The 17,679-nt window shown below is 53.6% G+C and carries 10 protein-coding genes, 1 tRNA gene and 1 rRNA gene; 10 read left to right on the forward strand and 2 right to left on the reverse strand.

What is annotated here, in order from left to right; all coding sequences use genetic code 11:
- Positions 1-239: 239 nt before the first annotated feature.
- Positions 240-731 (forward strand): tRNA adenosine(34) deaminase TadA, encoded by a 492-nt coding sequence (tadA, locus tag NCTC9997_RS02885; RefSeq protein ID WP_010862409.1) that lies wholly within the window; start codon positions 240-242, stop codon positions 729-731.
- A 104-nt stretch (positions 732-835) separates the two neighbouring features.
- Here tadA and NCTC9997_RS02890 read toward each other — a convergent pair whose 3' ends face one another.
- The gene (locus NCTC9997_RS02890; RefSeq protein ID WP_039046714.1) at positions 836-1,039 is read right to left on the reverse strand and encodes a hypothetical protein; all 204 of its coding nucleotides are present in this window, start codon (positions 1,037-1,039) and stop codon (positions 836-838) included.
- A gap of 474 nt (positions 1,040-1,513) precedes the next feature.
- Positions 1,514-3,079 (reverse strand): membrane-bound lytic murein transglycosylase MltF, encoded by a 1,566-nt coding sequence (gene mltF / locus NCTC9997_RS02895; protein ID WP_064977246.1) that lies wholly within the window; start codon positions 3,077-3,079, stop codon positions 1,514-1,516.
- 249 nt (positions 3,080-3,328) lie between these two features.
- On the opposite strand from mltF, the gene purL reads away from it, so the two are divergent.
- The 9 genes from purL (at position 3,329) to NCTC9997_RS02940 (ending at position 17,596) form a co-directional block, all read left to right on the forward strand.
- Positions 3,329-7,222, forward strand: a complete 3,894-nt coding sequence (purL, locus tag NCTC9997_RS02900) for a phosphoribosylformylglycinamidine synthase (protein WP_167550117.1) — start codon at positions 3,329-3,331, stop codon at positions 7,220-7,222.
- 849 nt (positions 7,223-8,071) lie between these two features.
- A complete protein-coding gene (locus NCTC9997_RS02905; RefSeq protein WP_369795329.1) occupies positions 8,072-9,499 on the forward strand; it encodes a sensor histidine kinase in 1,428 nt (475 codons plus the stop codon).
- A gap of 13 nt (positions 9,500-9,512) precedes the next feature.
- Positions 9,513-10,304 (forward strand): hypothetical protein, encoded by a 792-nt coding sequence (locus NCTC9997_RS02910; RefSeq protein WP_165807666.1) that lies wholly within the window; start codon positions 9,513-9,515, stop codon positions 10,302-10,304.
- Positions 10,264-11,607, forward strand: coding sequence for a two-component system response regulator GlrR (glrR, locus tag NCTC9997_RS02915; RefSeq protein ID WP_010862402.1), 1,344 nt, complete (start codon positions 10,264-10,266; stop codon positions 11,605-11,607). The genes NCTC9997_RS02910 and glrR overlap by 41 nt, the downstream gene beginning before the upstream one ends.
- Before the next feature lie 174 nt (positions 11,608-11,781).
- A complete protein-coding gene (locus tag NCTC9997_RS02920) occupies positions 11,782-13,431 on the forward strand; it encodes an NAD+ synthase (protein WP_064977247.1) in 1,650 nt (549 codons plus the stop codon).
- 9 nt (positions 13,432-13,440) lie between these two features.
- On the forward strand, positions 13,441-13,779 hold the full coding sequence (gene glnB / locus NCTC9997_RS02925) for a nitrogen regulatory protein P-II (protein WP_010862400.1): 339 nt from the start codon (positions 13,441-13,443) through the stop codon (positions 13,777-13,779).
- Between the two features lie 211 nt (positions 13,780-13,990).
- On the forward strand, positions 13,991-15,244 hold the full coding sequence (gene glyA / locus NCTC9997_RS02930) for a serine hydroxymethyltransferase (protein WP_047708350.1): 1,254 nt from the start codon (positions 13,991-13,993) through the stop codon (positions 15,242-15,244).
- A gap of 677 nt (positions 15,245-15,921) precedes the next feature.
- A 16S ribosomal RNA gene (locus tag NCTC9997_RS02935) occupies positions 15,922-17,463 on the forward strand.
- A gap of 57 nt (positions 17,464-17,520) precedes the next feature.
- A tRNA-Glu gene (locus NCTC9997_RS02940) sits at positions 17,521-17,596 on the forward strand.
- The last annotated feature ends 83 nt before the right edge of the window (positions 17,597-17,679 follow it).

Genomic DNA, 17,679 nt, shown 5'->3' on the forward strand with positions numbered 1-17,679 from the left:
AAAAGCGTTTGATACGCTTTGATAGACCGCTTTTCGATAACGGGCTGCTTTGGCAGCCCGTTTTTTATGGGGAAGTGTCGGCATCACATGTAACATTGGCGGAGGAAATGCTTGTATGTAACCACGTAGCAGAAGCAGGCGACCGGATGGCGCGGCTTGTCTATAATTGGCGGCAAGAGATAACGCTAACCATCAGGTAAGAATGTAACGTGATACAACAGGCGGAGCACGAATTTTGGATGCGTCATGCCATGACGCTGGCTGCGAAAGCGGAAGCGGAAGGTGAAGTGCCAGTCGGCGCAGTATTGGTGTTGGACGGCCAAGTGATAGGTGAAGGCTGGAATCGCTCCATCGGCCAACATGATCCGACCGCGCATGCGGAGATGATGGCGATCCGCCAAGGCGGCAAAGTGGTACAAAACTATCGTCTGCTGGATGCGGTGCTGTATGTGACATTGGAGCCTTGCGCCATGTGTTCAGGCGCGATGGTGCATGGCCGAATTCGGCAACTGGTGTTTGGGGCCAGCGATTTGAAAACCGGCACCGCGGGCTCGGTGATGAATTTGCTGCGTGAACCGCACTTTAATCATCAGTTAGAGGTGCTGGGCGGCGTATTAGCCGACGAGTGCGGGGCGCAGCTCAGTGCATTTTTCCGTCGGCGTCGGGCTGAGAAAAAAGCGTTGCGTCAGGCGGCACGTGAATCGAGCTCGCTCGGCGAGGATGTTGAGTAAGAGAACAGCACCTGCTCTGGCTGCGGGATTCTAGCCGCAGCCGTTTCGGATACATAATCAATTTGGGATAGGGTGGTGCGGGGTAAAGTGGATATAGCGCTGAATTAGTGGTGAGACGGCTCGGGTACGCGTCCCCAACAAACCTGCTCTGGCATCCTTTCTGCTGTATCGTATTGCAGGTTAATCAATGTAAATAAGCGATTGCGAAACAGGATCTTGCGCTTACGGTTCACCTGCATGCGCAGGCGGCGCAGAGAGCCCCCAATCGCCGGTTTCTTACTGCTCATCAATTTACGACGTCGGATCATGGTACACCTCTTTGGACTGACTGCCTTGTCCATCTCATACGCTCAGTGTTACCAGATTATGACGCACAGGTAAATGCTCCAATGCGATCAGCCCGACAATATTGCATGCTAATTGTGTCTGATGTGCTGTTAGAGTCAGGTTTTGCGGCTTTTTAACCTAAAATTATGCCTATATGCGGATATGTAGCGGAAAAATGGTGAAATGCCAGTTTTAACATTAGCCGGTAATTACGCGGGCCAAAAGCATAACCGAGATGTGAATTATTTATTACGGTTATATTGGTGGGCCGAATTGCGTACCGATACGCGAGCTTATGAATGTTGCTGATATTCGAGCCTGTGTGCAGGTGAGTGATGCCTGAACCCATGGCTTAAACAGGACACAAGAGACACAAAAAAAGAGGAGCAGGCGCTCCTCTTTTTACTTTGTTTACCGTTCTTATGTGCTGTTTGCGTATCGGTGTGGCAGCACCGTTATTCTTTCACCTTCGCGGTAACTAAGCCTGCGCCGGGGGATTTGAGCTCGGTCATCGCCTCTTGACGGCTTTGCTTCATCTCGGCACGTTGCAGCGCGTTTTGCTCACGCGCTTCTTGCGCGGTATTGATCACCGCCGGCTCACCGTTATCGTTCAGCGGCGCGACTTCTTTGGCTTTAGCGGCAATCGCCAGCTGCTGCGCCTGATCATAGCCCACCAAACTTTGCATGTAGCGACGAATGTTCTCCACGTAGCGGAAGGCTTCACCGCCACGGGCAAAGCCGTAGCGAGTCTGCGCGTAGTAGCGTTTTTGACTGAGCATCGGCAGACGTTGCTTCACATCCGCCCAAGAGTCAGGATTGGCGCCTTGGGTTTTGGTCAGGCGACGGGCATCCATCATATGACCAAAGCCAATGTTGTACGCCGCCAGTGCAAACCATGCTCGCTCGTCTTCGGGAATGCTTTCTGGAATTTTATCCATCAAGCGCGCCAGATAATCGGAGCCACCACGAATGCTTTGCTCAGGATCGGTGCGATCACTGACGCCCACCGAGGCGGCAGTTGGACGGGTCAACATCATCAGGCCACGCACACCGGTAGGTGAGGTAGCATCCGGATCCCAATGCGATTCCTGATAGGCTACCGCCGCCAGCAAACGCCAATCCAGCTCGCCCGCATATTGCTCGAACAGCTTCTGGTATTGCGGCAGCGTTTTTTCGATTTCGGCCAAGAAAGTACGGGTATCGACATAATCAAACTCATCGATATGACCGAAGTATTTCTCTTCCAAACGCGCCAGCGTGCCGTCTTCCACAATCTCACTCATGAAATCCAGCATCGCGGCGTACAGGCTGTCGTCATCGCTTTTACGCATGTACCAGACGACTGGCTCTTCATCACTGATATCGAAGGCGACGGCCAGCTCGGGCTTGATGCGCTGCAGCGCCGCAATACTCACTGAGTCAGCCACGGTGTAATCCAGTGAGCCTTCGGCCACTTGGCGTAGCAATTCATCCGAAGAGAGATCGGTGGTGGCTTTCCAGCTTAAATTGCTAAATTTGCCGGTTAACTTAGCCAGTGAGGCTGCATGTGCCGAACCGGAGGCCACCATCAAGGTGCCTTTCAGATCGTTTAAGTTTTTCGGGCGCGCTTTCCCCTTCCGGTATACCAACTGCTGGGATACGGAATAGTAAGAAGGGCCAACCCGAAATTGAGACAGGCGTTCCTGATTAAACAGCAGGCCGGCGGCTGCCATATCGAGCCGTTTTTCGTTTACGGCCGGAAACAGATCCGTCAGGCTGAAGGCAGATTCAATCCGCAGTTCGACCCCGAGGTAATCGGCGAAACGTTTGGTGAGCTCATACTCTAGGCCGGATGGACCATTCGGTCCGATGTAATAAGAGAGGGCACTGTTGATGGTGCCGACGCGGAGCTCCCCGCGCTCTTTTACTTGTTCTAGTTGGCTGCGTCTGTCAAAAACCCAATTACGTCCCGGTAATAATACAGCCAATCCCACGGCCAGAAGTAACAGACAGCTGATCCATTTAAAATTCAGCGTTTTCAATAGATTATCTCTTCACAGAGTGTTACTGGTGATAACGTGTTGGTGACTTTTTGTTCAATTGGGCCAAGGCATTTTCTCCAACCGAGGCCCGTGACGCAATCTTTTTATTACAAGATGGGGTTACTGACTGTAGGAATTTCTTACTAACGAAGTCAGGAATAATCATGACGCAAACGGTTTCGTCGGCGCGGCAATTTCTCTATAATACGGCGGCCTTTTAGCCAAACCGCCCTTAAAGAGAGCTAAACGATGATGGAAATTATGCGCGGCTCGCCAGCGCTTTCAGCTTTTCGCGTGACCAAATTACTGTCTGCCTGCCTGGATGCGCAACTGCCAGTACAGGATGTGTATGCCGAATATGTGCATTTCGCCCATTTGAGCGCGCCCCTTTCCACCGATGAACAGGTCAAGCTGGCACGCCTGTTACGTTATGGCCCGTCATTGCCAGAGCATGAGCCAAAGGGCTATCTGCTGCTGGTAACGCCACGTCCGGGGACGGTATCGCCATGGTCCTCCAAAGCTACCGACATTGCGCATAACTGTGGCTTGACGCAGGTGCGCCGCTTAGAGCGCGGTATTGCCTACTACCTGACGGCCGATGCTCTGACTGCGGAGCAGTTAGCGGCGGTGAAAGCGTTGTTGCATGATCGCATGATGGAGTGTGTGTTTACCGAGTTGCAGCAAGCCGATGTGCTGTTCAGTGAGCAGGCACCCGCTCCGGTACAGCAAATTCCTGTGCTGGAAGAAGGGCGCGCAGCGCTGGAGCAAGCAAACCTGCGCCTAGGGCTGGCGTTGGCCGATGAAGAAATTGATTACCTGTTGGCTAGCTTTACTCGCCTGCAGCGTAATCCGAATGACATTGAGCTTTATATGTTCGCGCAGGCCAACTCTGAGCACTGCCGCCACAAGATTTTCAATGCCGATTGGATTATCGATGATCAGCCGCAGGCAAAATCGCTGTTCAAGATGATCAAAAACACCTTCGAGAAGACTCCTGAGTATGTCTTCTCGGCGTATAAAGATAATGCCGCCGTGATGGAAGGCTCGGTTGCCGGGCGTTTCTTTGCCGCGCCGGACACCGGCCGCTATGAATACTATCAAGAGCCGACTCACATTCTGATGAAGGTGGAAACGCACAACCACCCCACCGCGATTTCACCATGGCCAGGTGCGGCCACCGGCTCTGGTGGGGAAATTCGTGATGAAGGCGCTACGGGGCGCGGCGCCAAACCAAAAGCCGGTTTAGTGGGCTTCTCGGTGTCTAACTTACGCATTCCGGGCTTTGAACAGCCGTGGGAAACCGATTTTGGTAAGCCCGATCGCATCGTTTCGGCGCTGGATATCATGACCGAAGGCCCACTGGGCGGCGCGGCGTTTAACAACGAATTTGGCCGTCCAGCGTTGCTGGGTTACTTCCGCACCTACGAAGAAGAGGTGAATAGCCATAACGGGCAGGAAGTGCGAGGCTATCATAAGCCGATCATGCTGGCTGGTGGCCTCGGTAATATCCGAGAAAATCATATTCAAAAAGGGGAGATTCCGGTTGGCGCCAAACTGATTGTGCTGGGGGGCCCGGCAATGAATATCGGTTTGGGTGGTGGCGCGGCTTCATCCATGACCTCGGGCCAATCGCAAGAGGATTTGGACTTTGCCTCCGTGCAGCGTGATAACCCAGAGATGGAGCGCCGCTGTCAGGAAGTGATCGACCGCTGCTGGCAGCTGGGCGACGACAACCCAATCCTGTTTATCCATGATGTGGGCGCGGGTGGCCTGTCGAACGCCATGCCAGAGCTGGTGCACGATGGTGGCCGCGGCGGTCGCTTTGACCTGCGCGCCATTGCCAGCGATGAGCCGGGCATGAGTCCGCTGGAGATCTGGTGTAACGAATCGCAAGAGCGTTATGTGCTGGCGGTAGCTCCTGATCAGCTGGCGCGCTTTGAAGCGCTGTGCCAGCGTGAGCGTGCGCCGTACGCCGTGATTGGTGAGGCCTGCGCCGAGCTGCATCTGGATATGTATGACCCGCATTTTGACAACCATCCGATTGATTTACCGATGGATGTGCTGCTGGGTAGCACGCCGAAGATGCTGCGCGATGTGAAGACCTTGCAGATGCAGGGCAAAAAACTCGATTTAGGTGGTGCTACGCTGCACGAAGCGCTGGAGCGCGTCTTGCGCTTGCCGGCAGTCGCCGAAAAAACTTTCCTGATCACCATCGGCGATCGCAGTGTCACCGGTATGGTGGCGCGCGATCAAATGGTTGGCCCGTGGCAGATCCCTGTTGCTGACTGCGCGGTCACCGCGGCGAGCTTTGATACTTATCACGGCGAAGCGATGTCGATGGGCGAGCGGGCGCCTGTGGCGCTGTTGGACTTTGCCGCCTCGGCGCGTCTGGCGGTCGGTGAAGCGATCACCAATATCGCGGCGACGCGCATCGGTGACATCAAGCGTATCAAGCTGTCCGCCAACTGGATGGCGGCAGCCGGTCACCCGGGTGAAGATGCCGGTTTGTATGCGGCAGTGAAGGCGGTGGGCGAAGAGCTGTGTCCGGCGCTGGGTCTGACCATTCCGGTGGGTAAAGACTCGATGTCGATGAAAACCCGCTGGCAGCAAGAGGGCGAAGAGCTGTCTGTGACCGCGCCGCTGTCGCTGGTGATCTCGGCCTTTAGCCGCGTGGAAGATATTCGCGCCACGCTGACACCACAACTGCGCACCGATTTGGGCGCATCACGCCTGCTGCTGATTGACTTAGGTGAAGGGTGTAACCGCGTTGGCGGCTCGGCACTGGCCCAAGTGTATAAGCAACTGGGCGATAAGCCGGCCGATTTGGATAATCCAGCGCGTTTGCTGGCCTTCTTCAATGCGATGCAAGAGCTGGTAGCGGCGCGTCATCTGCTGGCCTACCACGACCGTTCGGATGGTGGTCTGCTGGTTACGCTGGCGGAGATGGCCTTTGCCGGTCATTGCGGCGTGGAAGTGGATATTGGTGCGCTGGGTGATGACAACATGGCGGTGCTGTTCAGTGAAGAGCTGGGCGCAGTGCTGCAGGTGCGCGATAGTGCCATCACCGATGTGCGTAAAATCCTGATCAAGCATGGCCTGCTGGATATCACCCATGAAATTGGCGCACCAGTGACCGATGATCTGTTCAGTATCCGCCGTGGCACCCGCGTGATTATCGAAGATACCCGCACGCGCCTGCGTGGGATCTGGGCGGAGATGACGTGGCAGATGCAGCGTCGTCGTGATAACCCAGAGTGCGCCGATCAGGAGTTTGCGGGCAAATGTGACCCGCAAGATCCGGGGTTGAATGTTCGCCTGAGCTTCGATTCGGCAGACGACATTGCCGCGCCGTACATTGCGACTGGCGTGCGTCCGAAGTTGGCGGTGCTGCGTGAGCAGGGCGTGAACTCGCATGTCGAGATGGCGGCAGCGTTCGATCGCGCTGGTTTTGATGCCATCGATGTGCACATGAGCGATATTCTGGGCGGACGCATCAACTTGCAGCAGTTCCAATCGCTGGTGGCCTGCGGCGGCTTCTCGTACGGTGACGTTTTGGGCGCCGGTGAAGGTTGGGCGAAGTCGATTTTGTTCAACGCGCAGGCGCGGGATCAATTTGAGTCGTTCTTCCGTCGTCAAGATACGCTGGCGCTCGGGGTGTGTAATGGCTGTCAGATGATGTCCAACTTGCATGAGCTGATCCCAGGTACTGAAAACTGGCCACGTTTCGTGCGTAACCGCTCGGAGCGTTTCGAGGCGCGTTTCAGTCTGGTGGAAGTGGCGGCGAGTCCTTCTCTGCTGCTGGCGGATATGGCCGGCTCACGGATGCCAATTGCGGTATCGCATGGTGAAGGGCAAGTGGAGTTTCGCGACACGGTGCAGCTCAATGCGCTGGAGCAAAGCGCGCTGGTGGCGATGCGCTTTGTGAACAACGCCGGGCAAGCGACCACCACTTATCCTGCTAACCCGAACGGGTCGGTCAACGGCATTACCGCGGTGACTAACTTGGATGGTCGCGTCACTATCATGATGCCGCATCCTGAGCGGGTGTTCCGTACGGTCAGCAATTCTTGGCATCCTGATAACTGGGGTGAAGATAGCCCGTGGATGCGCATGTTCCGTAATGCGCGTCGTCAACTGGGGTAATCGGCTATCGCGGTATAGCTAATGACCGGTTTTTCACCGGTTTTGAACCGAAGGCGCTCAATAGAGCGCCTTTTTAATTGCTTGATTATTAATGGCTTTTATTTGATTGTCGCGAAATGCCGACAAGGGTGTTTATTCGTGTCGCCAAAAAGAGACATTTATCTTGTTGTTTTTAAATGGATATTTGTTTGGCGCTTTATCCTGTCGTTTTTTCGCGACAGTTTTAGCTGTTGCTGCCAGCTGAAATACCCATAGCCAATGAGAAGCGTAAGTTTGATAGCATTGATTTAAAATTTAATTCATTTTAAATCAATGGTTTATTTCGTTTAATAAAAAGATGGCACGCCAGCTGCATTATATTGGTCGTAAGCGCTCATCCACCTTCTTATGATAGCTTAGCTTCATAAACTTATCGGATGATGCCAATGTCATGGAGTCTAACGTCCGACCCTTGATAATGACTACGGTCTTATCTAATTACGGACGCCACGTTGAGTGAGACTCCGCCCGACGTACCACTGCGATAAACAGAGATTTATCATCCGGTACGTGCTGAGAAGCCGGATACCAGTCGCCTGATTTCGATGAACATCAGTTTTCATCACCCTGCAGGCGTAGCAAATACGGTCTGGTATCCTGACAGCCGCTCTGCCCGTTTAAGTGTAACGCAAGCAGACTGGTCCGGGACGTACCGGGGGAAACCCCGGTCACCCGTCACTTTATCTTCTTTCTGTCACTCGCAAGCGCTCAGATCTTGCTCATCCTCGGGCAAGAATCGCGTTTGTATCTTTTCTCTGCGCCTGAGCTCAGGTAGCATTCTTCTATCTATTATTCACCATTATGACCTTTATGCGCTTTTCACCCCGTTCTTTGCGGCAATTGGTTTTGCTGGCCTTTGTGCTGGTGCTGCTGCCATTGCTGCTGTTGGCCTATCAGGCTTATCGGGGGCTCGATAACCTCAGTGAACAAGCCGAGCAGCTCAACCGCTCTACGTTGGCCGATGCGCGGCGCTCGGAGGTAATGAGTAATATCGCGCTAGAGATGGAGCGTAGCTACCGTCAGTACTGTGTGTTTGGTGATAAGACCTTTGCGAATTTGTACCAAAATCAGCGTAAGCAATACCTGCGTCAGCTGACCTTACATGCCCGCGCGTTGCCGGAAAAAATCAACTATGCGGATTTACATACCCAGCTGCAGGCGCTGGCGGTGCCGCTGTGTAATAATGAAGGATTGACGCCAGAAGCGTTGTCGCTTTTGGAGCAGTTTGCGCGCAGCAATACCCAGATGCTGGAGACCACCCGTAACATCATCTACTCACGCGGTGAACAGTTACAGCAGACCATTGCCGATCGGGGTCGCTACTTTGGTTGGCAGGCGTTGAGCGTGTTTGTGGTCAGTCTGGTGCTGGTGTTGCTGTTTACCCGCATGATTATCGGGCCGGTGAAAAGTATCCAGCACATGATTAACCGTCTCGGGGAAGGGCATAAGATTGTCGATATCTCCGGGCTGCGTGGGCCGCGCGAGTTAAAATCGATCGCCCAGCGCGTGGTGTGGCTCAGTGAGCGTTTGAGTTGGTTAGAATCGCAACGTCACGAGTTTTTGCGGCATATTTCGCATGAGTTAAAAACCCCGTTGGCCAGTATGCGTGAAGGTACGGATTTGCTGGCGGATGAGATTGCTGGGCCGCTCACCGAATCGCAAAAAGAGATAGTCACCATTTTGGACTCCAGCAGTCGGCACTTGCAGCAGCTGATTGAGCAGTTACTGGATTATAACCGCCAGATTGCCAATACCCCGGTGCAGATGCAGGATGTGGTGCTGCTGCCGTTATTGGAGCAGGTGATGGTGGCCAATAGCTTGCCGGCCAAAGCGAAGAACATGCGCACCCATCTGGATCTGGCCTTTAGTCACTGCATGGCGGAGCCCACCTTGCTCAGTCGGGTGCTGGATAACCTGTACTCCAATGCGGTGCACTATGGTGGGGAGTCCGGCACTATCTGGATCAGTAGCCGACAGAACCTGAAAGAGTCGCGAATTCAAATTGATATCGCCAATACCGGCACCTCGATTCCTCTGGCGGAGCGGGAAATGATTTTTGAGCCGTTTTATCAGGGTAGCCGACAGCGCAAAGGCGCCGTCAAAGGCAGCGGGTTAGGCTTGAGTATTGCGCGTGACTGTATCCGGCGGATGCAGGGCGAACTGGATTTGGTGCAGGTGGATTATGCGCCAGTATGTTTTCGTATTGAATTACCGTTAAGTCCTGAACATGTCTCATAAAATGAAAAAATGGATGCTGGGAGTAGCACTGGCGGTGCCGGTTACGCTGCTGACAGCTTGCAGCGGACGCCCGACTCAGGCATTGGCACGGGTAATGGAGCCCGTGTTACCTTCAATTGAAAATGAAGATTTTTACCGTCGCTCGTGTGCGGCGATCTGGAATAGCAGTAACACCAATCAGATTCAGATGGCTGCCTATTGGTTGCGGGTTTCTGAGTGCGCAGATCAGATCCCGTTTAAATCACGGCGTGAATTTGCCGCCAGCTTGCCGACGACCACATGGCATGGTCAGCTGAAAAAAACGCTGGTCGAGCTGCGTGACAGCCCGAGCTTACCGCAGCGGCGGCGTGCACTGGATACCTTAAGTGGCTTACGTGACCAAGTGCCGTCCAGCGTGTTACCGCTGGTGCGTTTGTGGCGGGAGCAACAGGTCACGCTGATTAATGCGACCGATGAGCGGTTGCGCGCTCAGCGCGAGATGAAGCAATTGGAAATGGAGATGGCGGAGCTGCGTGCCGAGCGGCAAACGTTGCATCGCCGTCTGGATGATGCGGAGCAAAAGCTGCGCCGTTTGATGGATATTGAGCGTCAGCTGTCGGTACGTAAGCTGGTGCCGGTGCGGCCGGTACCCGAGCAAGATGACAGCACTAAACTGCCGCAGTTGGCCGTGCCGTCGGTGGGGGATACCTCGGTGGATGAGCCATTGCCGCCAGCCTCGACACCGGAGCAGATGACGCCAGATCAGATAAAGGAGCCTCAGGCTGATGACACCGAAAAAGACAGCGAGCCTGCTGCTGGTCGATGATGATCCCAGCTTGCTGCGTCTGCTGGGGATGCGTCTCAACAGTGAAGGCTTTCAGGTAGAGACCGCCCTGAACGGGCAAGAAGCACTGCGCATTTTAGAGCGCGATAAAATCGATCTCGTGATCAGTGATTTGCGCATGGATGAAATGGATGGCATGGCGCTGTTCAGCGAAATCCAAAAGCGCATCCCCGGTATGCCGGTGATATTACTGACTGCCCACGGCTCGATCCCCGATGCAGTGGCCGCCACGCGGCAGGGGGTGTTTAGCTTCCTGACCAAGCCGGTCGATAAAGAAGCACTGTATAAAGCCATTGATGAAGCCTTGGCGTTACATGCTCCGGCCAGCAGTGATGAGCGCTGGCGTGAGGGGGTGATCACCCGTAATGCGGGCATGTTACGTTTGCTGGAGCAGGCGAAAATGGTGGCGCAGTCCGATGTCAGTATTCTGATTAACGGGGCTAGCGGTACCGGTAAAGAAGTGTTGGCACAGGCGATCCATAAAGCCAGTCCGCGCGCCGGCGCGCCGTTTATTGCCATTAACTGTGGCGCGTTACCGGAGCAGTTGCTGGAGTCTGAATTATTTGGCCATGCCAAAGGCGCGTTTACCGGCGCGGTCAGTCAGCGTGAGGGCCTGTTCCAAGCGGCGCAGGGGGGAACCCTGTTTCTGGATGAAATCGGCGATATGCCTTTGGCGCTGCAAGTCAAACTGCTGCGCGTCTTGCAAGAGCGGAAAGTCCGTCCGCTGGGCAGTAACCGCGATATCGACATTGATGTGCGGGTGGTGTCGGCCACGCACCGTGATTTAGTCAAAGCCATGGAGCAAGGCGAGTTTCGTGAAGATCTCTACTACCGCCTGAACGTGGTTAACCTCAAACTGCCGGCACTGAATGAGCGTGCCGATGATATCCCCCTTCTAGCCGATCACATTTTGCGCCACGCTGCCGAGCGTAATAAACCCTTTGTGCGCGCGTTTTCCAAAGAAGCGCTCAAGCAGCTGATGGCCGCCGAGTGGCCGGGGAATGTGCGGCAATTAGTGAACGTGATTGAGCAGTGTGTGGCATTGACCACCGCGCCGGTGATCAACGAGGCGCTGGTCGCACAGGCGTTGGAAGGGGAAAATACCGCACTACCCACCTTTGCTGATGCGCGCAGCCATTTTGAATTGCATTATCTGCGTAAATTGCTGCACATTGCCAAAGGTAACGTGACGCAAGCCGCGCGTATGGCGGGACGCAATCGCACGGAATTTTATAAGCTGCTGGGGCGTCACGAGCTAGACCCGAACGATTTTAAGGATAACTGATCCGGTTTCTGGCCAACGTGTCCGAGCGTAGAAAAACGGCGGAGAACATTGGCGGGGATGGTATCGGTCGTTGTTGCATCTTATTATCGTGTGCAACACGTTATTGTGTCTGTGGCTATCACTGGGCGGCAGACAACTCTGTATGAAGTTAGTTACGGATAAGTTGGATTTGTCATGACGAAAGGGCCTGTTACCGGTTCGCTGACAGTCGCTCTGGCACAGCTGAATATGCTGGTCGGCGATATTGAAGGCAATGCGCAAAAAATCATTACTACCACGCGTGAGCAGGCCGATGCCGGCGCCGATCTGGTGGTGTTCCCTGAATTGGCGTTAACCGGCTATCCACCCGAAGATTTGCTGCTGCGTCCTGATTTGATGGTGCGCGTGAATGCCCAATTGGATCTGATTACGCAGGTGTCACACAAGACTGCCGTACTGGTGGGGCATCCGTGGCCGGAAGACGGGAAGTTATACAATGCGCTGTCTGTGTATGCCGAAGGCCGCTTGCTGATCCGTTACTACAAGCAAAAATTACCCAACTACGGCGTATTTGATGAGCTGCGTTACTTTAGCGCGGGCGATAAAAATGCGCTGTTGGAGCTCAACGGTGTCCGTCTGGGGCTGCTGATTTGTGAAGACCTGTGGTTTGATGCGCCGGTTGATGCCCTGCATGCTGCCGGTGCTGAGGTGATAGTCTCTATCAATGCTTCGCCGTACGACCAAGAAAAGCCGCAAGTACGCCAACGTCTGCTGGAAGGGCATTGCCGCCGTACCGGCTTACCACTGCTGTATCTGAACCAAATCGGTGGGCAAGATGAGCTAGTGTTTGATGGTTGCTCGAAAGTGTTCAACGCACAAGGTGAGATGACGCATCGGCTGGCGGCATTTGCCGAGCAGGTGGAACAGGTGCAATTGCACAAACAGCAGGATGCGTTGACTATTACCCCGATGGCACAACCTGCTGTAGCGCAAGGTTTGCTGGCGCAAACCTATCAAGCGTTAGTGTTGGCCGTGCGCGACTATGTCACCAAAAATGGTTTCCAAGGCGCAGTACTGGGCTTATCGGGCGGGATTGATTCGGCCTTAACTCTGGCGATAGCCGTGGATGCGTTGGGCGCCGATAAAGTGCAGGCGGTCATGATGCCGTTTCGCTATACCGCCGATATCAGTGTAGCCGATGCCAAGGAAGAAGCTGATTTGCTAGGTATCGAGTTTGATATCGTCTCTATCGAACCGATGTTTGATGCGTTTATGCAGCAGTTGGCACCGATGTTTGCTGGCACCGAGCGAGATACCACCGAAGAGAACTTGCAGGCTCGTTGCCGTGGCGTGATGTTGATGGCGCTATCGAACAAGCGTCGCCGTTTGGTACTGACCACCGGTAACAAGAGTGAGATGGCGGTAGGCTATGCCACCTTGTACGGTGATATGGCCGGTGGCTTCGATGTGCTGAAAGACGTGCCGAAAACCTTGGTCTTCCAATTATCCGAATACCGTAATACGCTCTCGTACGTGATCCCGCAGCGAGTCATTGACCGTCCGCCATCAGCAGAGCTGGCACCGGATCAGGTCGACCAAGACAGCTTGCCACCGTATGACATTTTGGATGCGATTTTGCACGCCTATGTCGAGCAGGATAAATCGGTGGCCGATCTGGTGGCGATGGGATTCGAGGAAGAAGTGGTGCGTAAGGTCATTCGTTTGGTGGATATCAACGAATACAAGCGCCGTCAGGCCGCGGTAGGGCCGCGGATCACCGCCCGTAATTTTGGCAAGGATCGGCGTTATCCAATAACGTCCGGCTTTGGTCGTGTAAACTGGTAAGGAACTGCCATGAAGAAAATTGACGCAATCATCAAACCGTTCAAGCTGGATGATGTCCGAGAAGCGCTGGCGGAAGTCGGGATCACCGGCATGACGGTGACCGAAGTGAAAGGCTTTGGTCGCCAGAAAGGGCATACCGAGTTATACCGCGGTGCCGAGTATATGGTCGATTTTCTGCCCAAAGTGAAAATTGAAATGGTGGTGGCCGATGAGATTGTCGATACCTGTGTCGATACCATCATGCAAACGGCGCAAACTGGTAAAATCGGTGACGGCAAAATCTTCGTGTATGACGTTGCGCGTGTGATCCGAATTCGTACCGGTGAACAAGACGAAGAAGCCATTTGAATCAGGTTATTCACAAAACGGTGCCGCGGGCACCGTTTTTGTTTTCAGCTGTCGCGGTTGTTGCAAATTAGATTGGCAATCGTTTGCGTTAAAATTGCCGCAGGGGCTATCAGTCCCTCGGTAAAAGCATTAAACTTGGCGCAGACCCACGGGAGCGCCGGTGACAGCCCGTTTTATCCCGCGACTTAGCTCAGGTTATCAGGAGATGCAGATGTTAAAACGAGACATGAACATTGCCGACTACGATGCTGACTTATGGCAGGCCATGCAGCAGGAAGTTGTGCGTCAGGAAGAGCATATTGAGCTGATTGCGTCAGAGAACTATACCAGCCCGCGCGTTATGCAGGCCCAGGGCTCCCAGCTGACCAACAAATACGCGGAAGGCTATCCGGGCAAGCGCTACTACGGCGGTTGTGAGTATGTGGATATTGTTGAGCAGTTGGCTATTGATCGCGCGAAGGCGCTGTTTGGTGCCGATTACGCTAACGTGCAGCCACACTCCGGTTCACAAGCTAACTCTGCGGTGTATATGGCGCTGCTAAACCCGGGCGATACCGTTCTGGGCATGAGCTTGGCGCATGGTGGCCACCTGACTCACGGTTCACCGGTTAACTTCTCCGGTAAACTGTACAACATCGTGCCTTACGGCATCGATGAGCACGGTCGCATTGATTATGATGATGTGGCGCGTCAGGCCCAAGAGCATAAGCCGAAGATGATCATCGGTGGTTTCTCTGCCTACTCTCGTCTGGTGGATTGGGCGCGTCTGCGTGAAATTGCTGACAGCGTCGGGGCTTATCTGTTTGTGGATATGGCGCACGTTGCAGGCTTAGTGGCTGCCGGTGCCTATCCAAATCCAGTGCCTCACGCTCACGTGGTGACGACTACCACGCACAAGACTCTGGCCGGTCCTCGTGGTGGCTTGATTTTGTCGGCTGCCGGTGATGAAGATCTGTATAAGAAGCTGAACTCTGCCGTGTTCCCTGGTGGCCAAGGTGGCCCACTGATGCATGTGATTGCGGCAAAAGCCGTAGCATTTAAAGAAGCTATGGAGCCGGAGTTTAAAGCGCTGCAGTTCCAAATCGTGCGTAACGCACAGGCGATGGTGGATGTATTCCAGAAACGCGGCTACAAAGTTGTTTCTAACGGCACTGAGAACCACCTGTTCTTGCTGGATCTGATTGATAAAGATATCACTGGTAAAGATGCGGATGCGGCACTGGGCCGAGCCAATATCACCGTGAACAAAAACAGCGTGCCGAACGATCCACGCAGTCCGTTTGTGACGTCGGGGATCCGTATTGGCTCTCCAGCTATTTCTCGTCGTGGCTTTAAAGAAGAAGAAGCGGCACTGCTGGCGGGTTGGATGTGTGATGTGCTGGATGACATCAACAATGAAGCAACCATCGAGCGTGTGAAAGGTCAGGTACTGGATATCTGTGCTCGCTTCCCTGTTTACGCGTAATAGGTTACCGGTTGTTTGACGTCATCTATATAGTTCTATAGATAGCAGACACGCTGAGGCTAGACGCCCATAAGCCGAACTTAAGTAGAACTAACAAGGCCGCAGATCACGCGGCCTTTTTTATAGCTATAAGCCATTAAGCTGGAGCGTGGCTAATTGTGCGGTTCTGACGAGTGCATCAGGCTCATCAGGTGTCACAGAGCGAAGAGTCGAGCGTTTCCCTCTATATTTTCATATTCCACTCTTGGTTATCCACAGGGCTTTCTGGGTATCCTGTGCATTAAATGTGAGTATTCAGTGCTTAAGTTGGGTTGCCATTATTTATTGTAATTTCAGCGTTTTTTGTAGCAAAATCGCTTGCGCTTGCGCTTGCGCTTTCGCGGCGCGCTCCTATAATGCGACCCCACTGACACGGCAGCAGTGATGCAAATCACAGTGGTCGGTGGTCAACGAAACAACGCAGTTAAGCATGATAAAAAAATGCTTGACGGCACAACAGGAAAGCGGAATAATGCGCGTCCTGTCGCTAAGGGTGAAACCCGAAGCGAAACGCTCTTTAAAAAGTTAATCAGACAATCTGTGTGGGCACTCGTTTGAGAATGCTGATATCCAAAAGATATTAAGTTAAACGAGTGACTGAACAATTTATTTGCCAGTTTATTCGAGCGACAAACTTTAAATTGAAGAGTTTGATCATGGCTCAGATTGAACGCTGGCGGCAGGCCTAACACATGCAAGTCGAGCGGTAACACAGAGGAGCTTGCTCCTTGGGTGACGAGCGGCGGACGGGTGAGTAATGCCTGGGGATCTGCCCGATAGAGGGGGATAACTACGGGAAACTGTAGCTAATACCGCATAACGTCTACGGACCAAAGTGGGGGCTCTTCGGACCTCATGCTATCGGATGAACCCAGGTGGGATTAGCTAGTTGGTGAGGTAATGGCTCACCAAGGCGACGATCTCTAACTGGTTTGAGAGAATGACCAGTCACACTGGAACTGAGACACGGTCCAGACTCCTACGGGAGGCAGCAGTGGGGAATATTGCACAATGGGCGCAAGCCTGATGCAGCCATGCCGCGTGTGTGAAGAAGGCCTTCGGGTTGTAAAGCACTTTCAGCGGGGAGGAAGGGTCACTAGTTAATACCTAGTGGCATTGACGTTACTCGCAGAAGAAGCACCGGCTAACTCCGTGCCAGCAGCCGCGGTAATACGGAGGGTGCAAGCGTTAATCGGAATTACTGGGCGTAAAGCGCACGCAGGCGGTTTGTTAAGTCAGATGTGAAATCCCCGAGCTCAACTTGGGAACTGCATTTGAAACTGGCAAGCTAGAGTCTTGTAGAGGGGGGTAGAATTCCAGGTGTAGCGGTGAAATGCGTAGAGATCTGGAGGAATACCGGTGGCGAAGGCGGCCCCCTGGACAAAGACTGACGCTCAGGTGCGAAAGCGTGGGGAGCAAACAGGATTAGATACCCTGGTAGTCCACGCTGTAAACGATGTCGATTTGGAGGTTGTGCCCTTGAGGCGTGGCTTCCGGAGCTAACGCGTTAAATCGACCGCCTGGGGAGTACGGCCGCAAGGTTAAAACTCAAATGAATTGACGGGGGCCCGCACAAGCGGTGGAGCATGTGGTTTAATTCGATGCAACGCGAAGAACCTTACCTACTCTTGACATCCACAGAACTTTCCAGAGATGGATTGGTGCCTTCGGGAACTGTGAGACAGGTGCTGCATGGCTGTCGTCAGCTCGTGTTGTGAAATGTTGGGTTAAGTCCCGCAACGAGCGCAACCCTTATCCTTTGTTGCCAGCGATTCGGTCGGGAACTCAAAGGAGACTGCCGGTGATAAACCGGAGGAAGGTGGGGATGACGTCAAGTCATCATGGCCCTTACGAGTAGGGCTACACACGTGCTACAATGGCATATACAAAGGGCGGCAAGCTAGCGATAGTGAGCGAATCCCATAAAGTATGTCGTAGTCCGGATTGGAGTCTGCAACTCGACTCCATGAAGTCGGAATCGCTAGTAATCGCGGATCAGAATGCCGCGGTGAATACGTTCCCGGGCCTTGTACACACCGCCCGTCACACCATGGGAGTGGGTTGCAAAAGAAGTAGGTAGCTTAACCTTCGGGAGGGCGCTTACCACTTTGTGATTCATGACTGGGGTGAAGTCGTAACAAGGTAACCGTAGGGGAACCTGCGGTTGGATCACCTCCTTACCTGAGATATTTGGCGCTTAAGCTGAGTGTTCACACAGATTGTTTGAATTTAGTTGCGTCCCCTTCGTCTAGAGGCCTAGGACACCGCCCTTTCACGGCGGTAACAGGGGTTCGAATCCCCTAGGGGACGCCACTTATTGCTCTTTAAAAATCTGGAAACAAGCTGAAAAATAACTGAAGTTCTTAAGAACAAGCGACTTGAGAAACTGGCAACGA

This window comes from Plesiomonas shigelloides (assembly GCF_900087055.1).
Classification (GTDB): Bacteria; Pseudomonadota; Gammaproteobacteria; order Enterobacterales; family CAMTGL01; genus Plesiomonas; species Plesiomonas shigelloides.